The organism is Nostoc sp. (assembly GCF_036919675.1).
Classification (GTDB): domain Bacteria; phylum Cyanobacteriota; class Cyanobacteriia; order Cyanobacteriales; family Nostocaceae; genus Nostoc.
The window spans coordinates 37,580-52,596 of sequence record NZ_JBALCP010000090.1 but is presented as its reverse complement, the minus strand read 5'-3'; the positions used below and the strand labels follow the sequence as shown (position 1 = coordinate 52,596).

The following is a 15,017-nucleotide window of genomic DNA, read 5'->3' as shown; positions in this document are numbered from 1 at the left end:
TTGTTAGAGAAAACGCCGCGAACCCAATTTCTGTCCCCAGCAAGGACTTGTTTCAAAAGGAAACTAAATCAGAGCCGACGATTGTTAGAGAAAACGCCGCGAACCCAATTTCTGTCCCCAGCAAGGACTTGTTTCAAAAGGAAACTAAATCAGAGCCGACGATTGTTAGAGAAAACACTACGAACCCAAATTCTTTCCCTAGCAAGGACTTGTCCCAAAGGGAAACTAAATCAGAGCCTCCTGCTGCTGTCGTTCCGCCACCAAAGGACAATGCCACCGAACCAATTTCTATCCTGAATAAGGACTTACCGGAAAGCGAAACTACATCAGAGGCTCCGATTGCATCCGTGCTACATCCGAGAGCAATACAACCTTCACAAAAGAGAAACGCTGCTGAACCAATTTCTGTCCTCCGCAGGAACGGGTCACAGAGCAAAGCTAAATCTTCACCTTCTACTACACTAGAGCCACCGCCGGGATCAAAACCCCCACAACCGCGATCGCCTAATTCCTCGGGCTTATCACCCATCCAAAAAATCGGTTTCTTGCTGATTGTCTTATCGGCAGTGGTATCGTCGCTTTACAATATAGCCATTAAGGTAATTTTCCACGAAGGTTCCCAGATTTTTGGAGTATTAGAGGTAGAGCGGTTGCTACCGCCGACTTTAGGCAATATTTTGTTAATTTTGACGCTACGGTTTATGGTAGTAGTACCACTGATGGTGCTGTTGTCTCCTATATTGCATCCCAGACTGTGGCAAGACTTGGAAAGCTTGGCTAATTCAGTCCGAGGAAATCCCACATCTGCCAATGCAGCTACCAAGCAGATTTTGCTGTTCTCGATTGTGAGTGGGTGCTTTTTGTTTTTGTCTCAGGTACTCATATACATTGCGATCGCTCAAGTCACGACTGGAATGGCGATCGCACTGTTCTTTGTCTATCCGATGGTTAGTGGTTTATTGTCGTGGTTTCTGTTTCGTGATCGCCCTACCATATTCCGCATCGGTGCGATCGCCGCGATTTGCTGCGGTGAATTGTTGGTTTTAGGGGCTTCTCCCACGATCGGTACGAGTAATACTTCAATGGGAAGCAGCACCGCTATTCTTTCAGGTGTGGCTTTTGCTGCCTATATAATTCTGACGCGGGTTTGTGCTAGCAAACTGCATCCCGTGACTTTTACTTTAATTAACTTCGCTACCATGTTGTTGTTGAGCTTTATCTGCTTGATGCTACCTTTTTGGAACTTGGTAGTTGACCCCTCTAAGATGCTGGAACTGGTTTTAAGCGCATTTATTTTGGGTGTACTGACTCTTGCAGGCTATTTGCTCAACAATGTTGGTATTAGTAAACTAGGTGGCTCACGAGCGGCGCTCATCGGTGGTACCATCCCAGTTTTAACAGTGATTTTCGCTGGGTTAATCATTCAAGAAAATTTGGATTTTGTGCAAATTCTGGGAGTGTTGTTAGTAACCTTTGGCGCGGCTGCTTTCAGCTTTGAAACAATGCGAAATCAGGTTAAATCCTCTAGTCCCACGAATTAAATGGCGAGTTCAATCAGTTTAGCTGAACTACCCCACGGATAAATCCGGGGGGTTCCAACTTGACTAACATCTCTAAACTAATGCGATCGCAGGTCTTCTATATATTTTAGATCCTAAATTTCTATATCTATCAGGACTTACGCATTGAAAACCTGAAACCTTGATCCCCCCTTAAAAAGCTACCATGTACACACAAGTCGAGTTGGCAATCAAATGGACGGAAAAGAACGGAAAATTATTTTTAAAACCCTTGATTTTCTGTTATTACTCTATCAATAAGCTGACACTATTGATAATAAGTTTGATCAACTCAAAATCTTGCCAATATACGGCTTGTATCTCACCAGGCAAGGATTTTAGGACTTGTGTGTAGATCGTAGCCTTAAAAAGGGGGGATTTTAAAGAGCCAACTTTTTAAGGGGATTGGGGGATCTGTTCTGTGTAAGTCCTATCTATAAATAAATCGGAGTAGTAATCAGATTGAGTGGAGATTTGATGCGTGTAGAGATGTTGCAATGCAACGTCTTTACTGTATAGCAGTTTTTAATTGTGTGAAGTACAGCAATTCGTAGGGCTTCACAGATGTGCATTGGTGTCAACTTAACGTTAAATCGGCGGGTTAAACAAGGGATTTTGCCCCTTGTTTCTCTTAGCCCCTGTTTGTGTAGCCAACGCATGAGAGCTGATCTGTGCGCTCCTACCTTGTACTTGATTCATCGATGCGTAGCGGCTTTCCGGCAGGGTACGAGAAGCGCTATAAGCAATTAATATTAGACCTCTTGCATAAATCAAAAAATAAGAACCCTACCCCGCCAAAGCTACGCTATGCCTCCCCTAAGAGCAAGCTCTTAGGGGTTGGGGTTGGGGGTGGGGTGTTAGGGACTTTTGCAAGAGGTCTATTGATTATTAATAATATATTTTATGAACTTAGCCTGATAAAGGTGAGGAAAACACCTATATATAAGCAGTAATCAGAATAACTTGACTTGTAATATATTTTTATGAATTTAGCCTGATACAGGTAGGGAAAACACGTATATATAAGCAGTATGAGTAGTACTAACTCAAGCAATTGAGCATGAGTATTTGCTCAGAGGAAAGATTTACAAGGAGTTAAAGCGATTGCAACACGTTTTTGAACTTGGAGATGAAAAAGTAGCACCGCGAACTAGACTAACCCGTTTTTTAAGCGTGAGAGATTGTTGTAGCTACATGAATATATGGAGCGATCGCCCGTGAAAAGGCTAATAAAATTATTCTCCGGTAACCTCTGCGATCAACGCAAAATTTAAAATGCCTCATTTCTATGCTCTTGAGCTTAGTGAGATGGTATCTTTAAGTAGGTCGGCGTAAATTTGTAGTTGAGACGAGGCAGAAGGTAGGAAGCAGAAGCCAGAAGGGAAGAGGGTTTTAGCCCCATTCATTTTTATTCACATAGTTACGTTTATTTGTGCCTTTCTAGTTATTTCTGCCGTTTTCTAGGAGTCAATCTGGTCTGCGATTGCCCAGATGCCCGGAAAATGAATGCTTATATCGGAGCTTGCTACGGATTCTCCTGCTTTTATGGCAACAAACTGTCCACGCCATTCAAGTCCTTCAAACATATAAAACAGCGGGGTAAAAATATACTTGAAAGTAGCCAAGGAATTAGTTAAATGATCAAAGGATAATATTCTTTCATGAAAAAAATATAAATCCCTTGAGAAAAATTATCTAAATAATCATCAAGTGGAATCCAATCTGTTTTATTATATATCTGGCTAATAAGTAAATTTTTAGCCGATTAGCATTATTAAGAAAACCTGATGGCTATGCGATTAAATCGGACTAAATCGCGGCTTTCTGTGTCAGCCCATCAACAGAAAAGGATAAATGAAACTGCGACTTAATAGGATATTTAGAAATATCATCAAACTTTGATTTAGGCGAATGTAACTTACTTAAGTACGGTTCATTTCTCAAATCAAAAAAACATAAACTTATGCAAAAGAGAAAAACAATGATATGATCAAGAACGAGATTTGAAAAAACAACAGGTATTTTGAAATTGGAATTATTTGCTCTACTTGAAGTCTACTATCTTCCCTCAAGGCTATGGCCTATACTGCCGAGATATGACTTGAGGTTGTGAAAGGGATGATAGTTAAGAACGATCCGTGTGGCTCAACCTCTAAATGTGGCTACACCTGATAAGCGATTTCTTTTTAGACCAATCCCAATTATTTCTAGCCACCTGTGTACTATAAATAATTCTCCAAAGCTGAATAAAAACCATCTTTTTCGAGTAACAGATATCCCAAATGAACCGCACAAACTAATTCTTACTCCGAGTCGGCACAGTGCCATAGTTTAGATGTAAGCGGCTTGACATTGTTGCTCTTGAAAGATGAGAAAAACCCCAGAAAACTTAAAGGCTTTGTAGATTACTTACAACACAGTTGACTTTTGGGAAGTAAACCGCCGTCAAACTGAACTTTGTGATGTCTATAATTTTCCGGTCAGATGCAGGGACAGTTATAGTAACAACCACTGAATCTGCCTTTGTACCAGAGAATATGCGAAAATGGTAGTTTGCGCTACCACCGATTTCATAGTTATCGCATACTAATATAGTTTGAAGTAAAGACATTGCCTTCAGCCAAGTGTATACTACCTATTTTCATTCGATTAAAAACTGTATAAACGTGCTATTCAATTGTCTGTAATATGAGTAACGACATAGATCTGATCAAACGTCTTGACCCCAGTGCGATGGATCAGATCATGCTTTATCTGGCTTTTAGTGCCATGCGGACGAGTGGGCACAGGCATGGGGCATTTTTAGACGCAGCCGCAACGGCAGCAAAGTGTGCAATTTACATGACCTATCTAGAGCAGGGACAAAACCTGCGGATGACAGGGCATTTGCACCACTTGGAGCCAAAACGGGTAAAAATTATTGTAGAAGAAGTCAGACAGGCACTAACAGAAGGCAAACTGTTAAAAATGTTGGGTTCTCAAGAACCTCGCTATTTGATTCAATTGCCTTATGTCTGGCTAGAAAAATATCCTTGGCAACCGGGGCGATCGCGCGTTCCTGGTAGCAGTCTGACAAGTGAAGAAAAAAGACAAATTGAGCAGAAACTGCCAAGTAATCTACCTGATGCCCAGTTAGTTAGCTCCTTTGAGTTTCTAGATTTGATTGAGTTTTTGCACAAGCGATCGCAAGAAGACTTGCCACCCGAACACCAAATGCCTTTGAGTGAAGCCTTGGGTGAGCATATCAAGCGCCGTCTGCTCTACTCAGGAACGGTAACACGCATTGATTCTCCTTGGGGAATGCCCTTCTACGCTCTTACCCGTCCTTTTTATGCCCCAGCAGACGATCAAGAACGCACTTACATCATGGTGGAAGATACCGCTCGGTATTTCCGAATGATGAAAGATTGGGCAGAACGGCGACGAAATGCCATGCGCTTGCTGGAAGAACTTGATATCCTCCCAGAAAAAATGCAGCAGGCTATGGAAGAATTGGATGAAGTTATCCGTGCCTGGGGAGATAAATATCACCAAGACGGAGGTATTCCAGTGATTTTACAGACGGCTTTTGGCGAAAGAGAAGACTAGTAACGGTACGCAAAATTCAAAATTTGAAAAGCTTAGAAAGTAAGCTTTTCACTGGTTTTGTCCCTTGCTTAAAAGTCTTGTGATTACCCACATTTTTGTAACAGTCAAACTGTTGCACTGACCGAATCCCGCCAAGAAGTTAAGTTCTTAGCTGATAGCTAAAGTCTACTCAAGTGGACTAAAATTTTCCCTTTTACATTGGATAGCCATGTAGATGGCTGAAAATTTTGTATTTAGTCATCTTGAGAGGAATGCAAGCTTATTAGCCTCGGAATAAATTCCGAGGCGGAATGGTAACGAAGCAGAAGATTTAAAAAATGTTGGTAATGATAAAGCTTAAAAGTAGGGGCATGGTTGGTCTATTTACACTGTAATACTGTACTAGAGCATCGATTCACTAATCAAAAACCTAACCCCCCACCTCCCTTGAGCAAGCCAAACTCTCCTCTGTGCTATACCTAACGGCAGGCTGACGCCAAGGTCGAGGGGTTGAGGGAGAGGTTCTTCCAGGAAGGATTACTGAATTGGTGTTCTAGTAGTACAAAAGTCACAAAACTGCTTGTGACTTTTGTATTGTAAGTATTTAGTTTGCATAATTTGCAAGCAAAGGCAATTATGGCAGGTTTTATATACAAAAATAAAATATTGTTGTTCAAGTCATAGTAGGGTAGGCATGGTTATGCCCACCCTACTAATTAACCTGTATTTTCAGTCAATTACAATCAGGATTTACGCAAAAATGCAGTGAAAGCCTTGATTTACTGTAGGGGCAATTAATGAATTGCCCCTACATTTCGTACTTGATGCGTAAGTCCTAACAATTACAAAACACTGTAATTTAATTAGTGCCAGGTTGTGTTGGAACAAGCGGTTGTGTTGGAACAAGCGGTTGTGTTGGAACAATCGGTTGCGTTGGAACTGGGGTAGTTTCGAGACTTGGGCTTGAACCCGTAGGTATTATAGTCTGCGGTGTAGACGAAGATGAAGCACCAACAACACTATCACTAGCACTGATACAAGTATCTAACACCTGAGCAGGGGGAAGGTCGATTTGACTACTCAAGCCAACCACACACTGGCCAAAGCGCACGGGCAACAAACTACGTCCACAGTAATCTAAAACTGCCGGATTAGCTGCTTCCTTAGTACTTGAGCTGACGCCAACTACACAGGTAGCTAACTCCTCTGGACGCCGGGCCTTCCCACAATAAGAAAGCGCATCTGTCGCAGCAATTTGGGTTTGCTTATTAATTTTAACCACGCAAGAAGCCAAATCCCTTGGACGCAGTGCCTCTGCACAACCTTGTGATGCAGTTTCTGCCGTGACGCCCACTTTGAGGAGGCGACCCGCACAGAGACTATAATCATTGCTGTAGGAGGCAGCAACAGCCATCTGAGGTAAGCTGGTTGTCAACCATCCAGCTATAGCCAAAACTGATACTGTTAAAATCCTGGAGGTGGAACTGGCTTGTTTGTTCTTACCTCTATTAACCACTTTTTTGCTGTGTGACATTGCCATTCTCCAAACACCCAAGGTTATGCTAACTCAAATATTTTAAAAATCTCTGTAATCAAAGAATTTCAACGGCAGCAAGGTATAGACATAATTAATTATGCGGAAAATTGTGTTAATATAACTGTTTGAAAGATAAGTAGGCAACGTAAAAAGTATTTCAGAGTAAGAATACTGCGTGAACCAATCTGATGATTGAGTAGCCTACGAAACTAAATAAACACAAAAAACTTATTGGCAGGAGTCCGGCGGGGCACGTCGGAATTCAGGCTTGGAAGCCAGTATGTCGGATTTACCGACTTAAAGCAACTGGCGTAAAAGTTGATGCCTCTACTTTGGTAGGATACGTCATACCAAGGCAAGCAGCTTCAAAAAACCAAGAATCCCTTGATGATAAATCAGGGGAATGTCAGAATGGAACGTCTGGGTAAAGTTTAAACAGGATTAGATTAAGGAAACTCATGTCCCGATATAGAGGGCCACGCCTCAGAATTGTACGCCGCTTGGGCGATTTACCAGGATTGACTCGTAAAAGCGCCAGACGCGCTTACCCACCAGGTCAGCATGGTCAGAACCGCAAGAAGCGCTCTGAGTATGCTATCCGTCTAGAGGAAAAGCAAAAGCTCCGCTTCAACTACGGTTTGACTGAAAAGCAATTGCTGCGCTATGTGCGGAAAGCCAGACGTGTTACTGGTTCTACCGGACAAGTGCTGCTGCAATTGCTAGAAATGCGCTTGGATAATACGGTTTTCCGCTTGGGTATAGCCCCAACTATCCCCGCAGCTCGTCAACTGGTGAATCACAGTCACGTAACTGTTAACGGTCGTGTGGTTAATATTGCCAGCTACCAATGCCGTCCTGGCGAAGTAATTGCAGTCAGGGATCGGGCACAATCACGGAAGTTGGTGGAAGCTAACTTGCAATATCCCGGTTTGGCCAACCTCCCCAGTCATTTGGAGTTTGACAAAAATAAGTTGGTTGGTAAAGTCAACAGTGTTATTGAAAGGGAATGGGTGGCATTACAAGTTAATGAACTACTTGTGGTGGAATACTACTCACGACAAGCGTAAGCAGTTAGGAGAGACGCGATTAATCGCGTCTGTACAGGAAAGGCGATTAATCGCGTCTGTACAGGAGTTATGAGTTATGAGTTGAAAGACGATAATTCCTAACTCCTCACTTCTAACTCCTAACTATTTTTATCCGCCAATTTGCGACATAGTTCGGGTATATGTACCTACAATGCCAGAATCGCGCTCTTTAAAATTAATTTCTGGCTTGATTCCGAGTAAATGCCTCACCTGCTCTTGTAATTGAGCGGTGCTGATCCCAGAACGCAGAGCAGTTTTTAAATCTATTTGACCAGTTTCATTCAATAAACAAGGACGCAGCCAGCCATCGGCACTCAGGCGCATCCGGTTGCAACGATCGCAAAAACATTCTGACATTTGACTAATAAATCCCAGTGTCCCCTTCGCACCGGGAATTTTAAAGACATCAGCAGGGCCTGCACCACGAACTTGAGATTCTGTCAAGCCCCAATGCTCGCGGATTTTTTGTCGTAAATCGGCTGAAGATACCCAACCGCGATCGCCAAACAAATGCATATTACCAATAGGCATAAATTCAATAAATCGGACGTGCCACTGTTTGTCAATTGTCAGGGCGGCTAAATCTAGAACTTCGTGATCGTTAACGCCAGGAATTACCACTACATTCAGCTTCAGTGGGTCGAATCCGACGTGATGGGCAGCTTGAATCCCATGCCAAACTTGTTGCCAACGAGAACGACCCTGATTACCGATAATTTGGTCAAAAATGTCGGGATCAAGAGAGTCAAGACTAATATTAATTCGTCGCAGACCTGCATTGTAAAGGTTTTGTGCCATCGGAGCCAGCAAAAACCCGTTGGTGGTCATTGAGAGGTCTTGAGTTTGGGGAAGAGTTGCGATCGCCCTAACCAAATTCACTACACCGGGACGCAATAAGGGTTCACCCCCAGTCAAACGAAACTGATTAAAGCCGACTGGAATAAATACCTCTTGAATTAAGGTGAGCAGCTCCTCATCAGTCAATAGCTGTTGCTTGAGAATATAGTCCAGTTCTACTCCCTCTGGCATACAGTATTGACAACGAAAATTGCAGCGATCGATTAAGCTAATGCGGAGGTAGTCTACCTGGTTCATCGTTTTATTTTTATTGTCTCTGATTAATTAAAGACTTCACCGAATTTTAGATTTTAGATTTTAAATTTTAGATAATGGAATTGAATAATTCAAAAGCGTTCGACTAAGCGCTTACGCCGTTCGCGTAGCGTTCCGCAGGAAAGTCCAAAATTTAAAAAAGTCTGAAAGCAAGCGAATTAAAATGCGAGAACAAATCTAAAATTCTTGCTCGATAGCCCCTGCATTCATGCGACGTGGCTCAATCCAAAATCCAAGTTGCGCTGTCAGCGCACCAAAGGTGCGACCCAAAATCCAAAATTGAGTTCCAGAGGTGGTTTACCCCTTTCTACTATAGTTGTTGTAACTCAAAATACCGTACTCCCCCTTAAGTAAGAGTTCACAGATTGTGGCATAATAAGCCGATCGCATCCACTAGTTAGTCATCAATCGTGCAAGACACCGACTCCATCAACGACCTTGCTGCTGCTTTACAGCAGCCAGCAGATATTACCTTTGAACTGCCCGATCCAAAAGATGAACAGATTCTAGAGTCAGATTTTCAAGAGCAGCTCGAAATAGCTTGGCAGGTATGCGATCGCTTTGATTTGCAAACTGAAATCTGGCGGGGGCGAATTTTACGGGCTATCCGCGACAGAGAGAAAGTCGGTGGTGACGGGCGTGGTACTGGCTTTCTGCGATGGCTAAAAGAGCGGGAAATCAGCAAAAGTCAAGCTTATGCCTGGATTCAATTGGCGAATAGTGCCGATACTCTGATCGAAGACGGTAAACTTGACCCCGCATCTGTGAACAACTTCAGTAAACGGGCATTTGTTGAAACCTCCAAAGCATCGCCCCAAGTGCAACAGATGGTGAGTGAAGCTGCACAAAAAGGCGATCGCATCACCAGGCGGGAAGTACGTCAACTCAGCGATGAATGGACAGCCATGTCCTCAGATTTGCTACCGGAAGCAGTTAAGGAAAAAGCAGCAGATAACACCCTTCCCCCACGCTACATCGCCCCACTGGTGAAGGAAATGGAAAAACTGCCAGAATCGCACCAAAAATTTATTCAAAAGGAAATTGCTGCTAACCCAGATGTAGATACTCTGAAACAGGTAACCACCGAAGCGCGTAACTTGGCAAAATATCTCAAAGGGGCGGCTCAAGTTCAGGCGCTGACGAAAGAAGATGTTGACATTGAAACAGCCTTAGAAGAAGCGCAAAGAGTCGGCTGTTTGAGCATTGCTGCTGATCTAGTCAATCAAGCATCCCAAATTGAACAAACGATCGCTAAACTCTACATGACTTGGAAACGGATCAGTAATTTAGCAGATCGATTATATGTAGATACTGGCGCAAGTACACCCAACTTGCGATCGCTCCTCAATTGCTTGGAACCTCTGGGTGGTGAAATCATGGAATTGCAACTTAGTGGTGCGACTGAACACACTATTCGTTTGCAAATTCAGGAGACAAGTTAGAGAATAGCGCTCTTCTATAACTCTCACCAGAGAAAAATCAGAAACCTTTGTTGTCATTAGTTTTGATAAATCTAGAAGTAGGTTGGGGAGCCACTGTGCCCTTGCGGTTTCCCGACTTGTACTCCGTAGGGGATCTTGCTAGCAAGAGCGTCTAGTAGAGAAGTGCGGGCTATTCGGTATCGCATTTTATCTTTGAGTAAAGTTGTGCGACATAATAGCAATAGCCACCTGACTCCAGGTTTCTATGTCAACCACCATCAGTGAACCCATTGTCACTTGGGAAAAGTTACCTGATGACTTTCCTTTACCAGATGAGCCTGTGGACAACATTAGTCAGCCAGCGCTCGCATTTGCCCTCACTGAAAGCTTGGAACTGGCAGGGTTAATTTCGCTTCAGATACTCATCGGTACAAATTTTGGGATTTGTGCAACTGTAAATGGCAAGTTGGTGATAAAAGCGCCGGATTGGTTCTATGTCCCTTCTGTGTTACCGACAGTTCCACCAAACCAAAACCGTCATAGTTATACCCCGAACTTAGAAGGAGAAGTTCCGGCAATCGTCATAGAATTTTTGTCAGAGACAGAAGGTGGTGAATACTCAATTAAAGCTAAGTACCCACCTGGTAAGTGGTACTACTATGAGCGCATTCTCCAAGTCCCCACTTATGTAATTTTTGAACCAGAGGCGGGGTGGGTGGAAGTCTATCAACTAAGTGCTTCAGGGCAATACGAACTCCAGCAACCGAATGGGGATAGACGGTATTGGATTGCGAGTATTGGGCTGTTTTTAGGAATTTGGCAGGGTGTGAAAGTAAATCGTACTGGCTATTGGTTGCGCTGGTGGGATGAAACCGGGCAATTGCTGCTGTGGGGAGTAGAACGATTACAACAATAGCAGCAATTGCGATCGCGCATGGCTGCGAAGTTACGAGAATTAAACATTGATCCAGAGACAGTTTAATTTATAGCCTTTTTGCTCTTTTTGAACCACAATCCCCTACCCTGTGGCTTGATTTGCGATTTCGGTGATCGCATTTGCTATTTCGGGGATCGCATTTGCGATTTAAGCGACTACATTTGCGATTTGGGCGACTACATTTGTTATTTCGGCGATCGCATTTGTTATTTCGGCGATCGCATTTGTTATTTCGGCGATCGCATTTGTTATTTCGGCGATCGCATTTGCGATTTCGGCGACTACATTTGCGATTTGGGCGATCCCTACAGTGGTCACTGAGCTTGTCGAAGTGCTGGCTACGCCTACGCAATTGCTGATTGCGTTCTATGCTAAAACAACTTCAGACAAAGACCTCTAAGAGGTTTTACTACCAAAACCTGTCCCTCTCCAACTCAAAGAGGGACAGGCTTGAACTTTAGTTTAAGGTAAAAAGAGGTTTATCAAACTCATGTCTACTTAGCAGCGCAAGATGCAGTGTTGAGCCAAGAGTTATGTGGCGTCGCCGTGGGTACTTGAGCAACCAAAACCACGTTCCCATTGGCATCTATAACCCACCCTTGGGCTTCCACAATTTGAGTAGGTTCATTGACAGAATTAACTTTCTGTGATTTTTTTTCTATGTTTCGCTGCGCCTGAACAACCGCTCTTTTGGGAATACCGTCAGCACGATTCTGACTTTCTGGAGAGAGTGTGATCCAATCTGCCAGCACCGCATCATCAGCTATCAATGGCTGCGTGGGATCGGCTATTAGTCCTCCACGCCCAGTCCTAATAAATGAACTCCTGGCTATTTTTGCACCAGAATTACAATCAGCAACAATTTGCTTTGAAGCATCAACTAGATTTACGGGTAGTTCCACTAATCCCCTACTGGGGTCAGCATCTGGTGAGTTGATTTGGACTGTGCCATTTAATGAAGGGTTTTGCTGAGAAAATGCCGTGATGTCATTTGTTAGCAGGTTATTCGGGTTTTTTTCGCCTGTTGGATCAAGCTTCTCTACATCTGCACCTGTGCGCGCAACAAATCCAAAGATATTCTTAGTAGTGATTTTGATTTTACCACCTGAGCCAGAGAAGGCGTTGGCGGTGATATCGCTATTTCCTAAGGGAGTGGCAACAACAAAGCCATTAGGTGCATTAATGATGATATTACCACCATCTCCATTACCCCCTGTATTAGTGGTTATTTGACTGTTGCGCTGCATCAGTAATAAGTCCCGCACGTTGAGTGTAATATTACCGCCCTGACCTGGATTACTATTAGATGTGAGTTTTCCTTTGTTGTCGAGCCAGATAGAGCCAGCAGTTATATTGAGATCACCTGCTTTGCCTGTATTACTTACATTCCCCATACTGCTTACAACTATTTCAGCCCCGTCCCGGATAATCAATTTATCTGTATCAATTGTTACTTTTCCAGCGTCTCCAAAGCTTAGAGTCCCAGCCGCCAAGTTGCTGGCAATTCCTGTTGCTGAGACTCCTATTAGTTCTATAGCCTCTGAGGCTTCAACAGTTAAATCTCCTCCGTTTCCTCTAGCTAATTGAGCGTCGTTCATAGTGGACTCTGCTGATACCTCTGCCCCATCTTGGATACGTAACCTACCAGTTTTAATTGTAAGGTTACCTGCATTTCCATCACCAAAAGTCGTACTAAACAGTCCGCTCAGAGGAATTGATAAAGTTCTACTACGAATCAACTCCACAGACTCGGAAGCGTTGACCGTCAAACTTCCTCCCGCTCCCATACCTTTAGTAGAAGTAGCTACTTGTGCCCCATCCTGAACAATTAATTTTTTGGCATTAATGCTTATTTCTTTACCATCTCGGTCACCTGTAGTTTGACTTATTAGGCGCACATGACGACCACTTAGTTCTACAGACTTTCCCTGTACCTGAATACTACCGCCACCCTCACCACTAGCATCTACTTGAGATGGAAACACTTCACCATTAGTAATTCGCTCGATTAATTTAATGTTCTGGAAATTCTGGACACCTTCATATCCCAAACTCCAACTTTGGTTTATTGGTTCGAGACTGAGACTGACTAGACTATTACTAGCGACACTTCCTAGCTCAATTCGTCCCGATGCTGCTGTTAAATTTCCCCCATCTAGGGTTATATCACCACCTATAAGTGCCAAGGTTTTAAGCGGCTTCACTTGCAAACCAACAGGTTGCTCAAAGATATTAATATTAGTTATTGTACCATTTGGACTAGAAGCTTGGGATTGATTGTATATGGGTTTTGCGGTTGCTCCGAATTGTAAACCAATGGGAATACTTACTTTCAATAAGGGTGAGGTTTGGGGATCTACGGCACTAAACTTAGTACCATCAGCAAAGTTCAGACTATTCGCCGTACTAGCAACAAATGAACCACCGATGTTTAAAGAAGCATTGGGGCCAAAGATAATCCCGTTAGGATTAATCAAAAACAGGTTGGCTTGTCCATTAGCTTTAATAATGCCTTCAATATTAGAAACAGACCTACCCGTTATCCGGCTAATAATGTTCTGAACATTTGCTGCGTTGTTGAAGTAGGCTGTGCTTCCAGTGGGGACAGAAAATTGTTCAAAGCTGTGAAACAGATTGCTTATATTTCGGAATTTATCTTCAATCAGGGTTCCACCATTAATAGTTATAGTATTACCTGTTTTTGTAATTTGAGAATTATCAGGTAGAGTACTGTCTTGGATAATTTGAGCAATAGCAGAGTTGCTAAAGAAAGCTATTGCACTATATATTGTAACTCCTAGTCCTTGACACCAGCCCCAAAAATTAACCATGTCTGATATTGCACCCCTCAAAAGTAGTACCAGTTACTGAACAATACTGACTCTATCAAAAATTAAAACTTATGCAACGAGGGCTATGTCATTCTGAGAGGATGTTTTAAAAGTCCCGAAAGGTATAATTTTGCAGTTCTGCACTGGGTTAAATACAACGCAAAATCAAGGTTGCACCATATACTGAGATGCTTTGCTGTACTAACTATGAGAGCAAAAGACCCTTTTAAAACATCCTCTGATCTAGATACAGAGTTTAGTGAAGGATCTGCAATCTTTCCCACTTTGCTATCGCTACGCTCATACCATATAAGTAAGTCGGCGATAAAAATACGATATATATGCACCGACTTACTTAATTTAAGATGATTACTATTAAGTTGACACTTTCTTTATGGCTTTGGGCAAGGGCAATCAGTAATCTCACCTTTACATAAGCAAGCCCATAATTCGACATGCTTACCTGGAATTAATAGTGAACTATTCGTATCTCTAACTTGAATTTTAGTTAGGTCAATATTACACTTAACTTGTAAAACATCATCTCCTGATATACCGTACTTTTCAAGTACCTTGCTTAAGTTAGAGTTCTTCAGTCTCTCACTAATTTCTTGTTTAATCTCGTCTTTTAACAGATATAATGTTTGAGCATCTATAACTGTTGGTTGTACTGTTTGAGATTCCATAAATTTTACTTTCCTTGCAGATTGGTAAATGTGTAAACTGAGCTTGTGATGTACTAAATTAATGTGACTTCGCATTAGTACAGTTTGGCGATGAAGAAATCAAAGATACAGAGTCTAGAGTGGCACGAAAGCATTAGGTTTCTAAGCTCTTGCGAACTCTCATAATTATGACTTCAGCTTGGCTAGTAATAATTACGCCTTGTGTTACAAAACTTCATATATTTCTGTTGGATTTCCTTAAAGCATTGATAAATTTGGCTACTGACCGTTGATCACTC

At 42.6% G+C, this 15,017-nt stretch carries 10 protein-coding genes; 5 read left to right on the top strand and 5 right to left on the bottom strand.

The window, feature by feature from the left end:
• Together V7K49_RS19165 and hetR are read left to right on the top strand one after the other, a co-directional pair.
• Positions 1-1,541: DMT family transporter (locus tag V7K49_RS19165; RefSeq protein ID WP_335206898.1), on the top strand; the 1,541-nt coding region annotated here is incomplete at its 5' end.
• 2,706 nt (positions 1,542-4,247) lie between these two features.
• A complete protein-coding gene (hetR, locus tag V7K49_RS19160) occupies positions 4,248-5,147 on the top strand; it encodes a heterocyst differentiation master regulator HetR (RefSeq protein ID WP_273765150.1) in 900 nt (299 codons plus the stop codon).
• 838 nt (positions 5,148-5,985) lie between these two features.
• Here hetR and V7K49_RS19155 read toward each other — a convergent pair.
• Positions 5,986-6,666: a hypothetical protein gene (locus V7K49_RS19155; RefSeq protein ID WP_442948678.1), complete on the bottom strand. Its 681-nt coding sequence runs from the start codon at positions 6,664-6,666 to the stop codon at positions 5,986-5,988.
• 455 nt (positions 6,667-7,121) lie between these two features.
• Between V7K49_RS19155 and rpsD the strand changes: the two genes are divergently transcribed.
• Positions 7,122-7,730, top strand: a complete 609-nt coding sequence (gene rpsD, locus V7K49_RS19150) for a 30S ribosomal protein S4 (RefSeq protein WP_298911415.1) — start codon at positions 7,122-7,124, stop codon at positions 7,728-7,730.
• A gap of 129 nt (positions 7,731-7,859) precedes the next feature.
• On the opposite strand, the gene moaA is transcribed toward rpsD, so the two are convergent.
• Positions 7,860-8,846, bottom strand: a complete 987-nt coding sequence (gene moaA / locus V7K49_RS19145; protein WP_335206896.1) for a GTP 3',8-cyclase MoaA — start codon at positions 8,844-8,846, stop codon at positions 7,860-7,862.
• A 428-nt stretch (positions 8,847-9,274) separates the two neighbouring features.
• Between moaA and V7K49_RS19140 the strand changes: the two genes are divergently transcribed.
• Both V7K49_RS19140 and V7K49_RS19135 read left to right on the top strand, forming a co-directional pair.
• Positions 9,275-10,306 carry a hypothetical protein gene (locus V7K49_RS19140; RefSeq protein WP_335206895.1) on the top strand — a complete coding sequence of 344 codons (1,032 nt, stop codon included), beginning with the start codon at positions 9,275-9,277 and terminating at the stop codon, positions 10,304-10,306.
• A 244-nt stretch (positions 10,307-10,550) separates the two neighbouring features.
• Entirely contained in the window at positions 10,551-11,201 is a 651-nt protein-coding gene (locus V7K49_RS19135; RefSeq protein ID WP_335206893.1) for a Uma2 family endonuclease, read from the top strand.
• A gap of 168 nt (positions 11,202-11,369) precedes the next feature.
• Here the strand turns inward: V7K49_RS19135 and V7K49_RS19130 are convergent, their stop codons facing one another.
• From V7K49_RS19130 to V7K49_RS19120, 3 genes are all read right to left on the bottom strand, one after another.
• Positions 11,370-11,540 carry a hypothetical protein gene (locus V7K49_RS19130; protein ID WP_335206891.1) on the bottom strand — a complete coding sequence of 57 codons (171 nt, stop codon included), beginning with the start codon at positions 11,538-11,540 and terminating at the stop codon, positions 11,370-11,372.
• Positions 11,541-11,716: 176 nt separating this feature from the next.
• Positions 11,717-14,053 carry a filamentous hemagglutinin N-terminal domain-containing protein gene (locus V7K49_RS19125; protein WP_335206890.1) on the bottom strand — a complete coding sequence of 779 codons (2,337 nt, stop codon included), beginning with the start codon at positions 14,051-14,053 and terminating at the stop codon, positions 11,717-11,719.
• 392 nt (positions 14,054-14,445) lie between these two features.
• The gene (locus tag V7K49_RS19120; RefSeq protein ID WP_335206888.1) at positions 14,446-14,739 is read right to left on the bottom strand and encodes a hypothetical protein; all 294 of its coding nucleotides are present in this window, start codon (positions 14,737-14,739) and stop codon (positions 14,446-14,448) included.
• Between the last annotated feature and the right edge of the window lie 278 nt (positions 14,740-15,017).

Bases quoted from the DNA above. Each gene is read 5' to 3' on its own strand.
- V7K49_RS19125 (WP_335206890.1), bottom strand. From the start codon at position 14,053: ATGGTTAATTTTTGGGGCTGGTGTCAAGGACTAGGAGTTACAATATAT.
- rpsD (WP_298911415.1), top strand. From the start codon at position 7,122: ATGTCCCGATATAGAGGGCCACGCCTCAGAATTGTACGCCGCTTGGGC.
- V7K49_RS19155 (WP_442948678.1), bottom strand. From the start codon at position 6,666: ATGGCAATGTCACACAGCAAAAAAGTGGTTAATAGAGGTAAGAACAAA.
- V7K49_RS19120 (WP_335206888.1), bottom strand. From the start codon at position 14,739: ATGGAATCTCAAACAGTACAACCAACAGTTATAGATGCTCAAACATTA.
- moaA (WP_335206896.1), bottom strand. From the start codon at position 8,846: ATGAACCAGGTAGACTACCTCCGCATTAGCTTAATCGATCGCTGCAAT.
- V7K49_RS19135 (WP_335206893.1), top strand. From the start codon at position 10,551: ATGTCAACCACCATCAGTGAACCCATTGTCACTTGGGAAAAGTTACCT.
- hetR (WP_273765150.1), top strand. From the start codon at position 4,248: ATGAGTAACGACATAGATCTGATCAAACGTCTTGACCCCAGTGCGATG.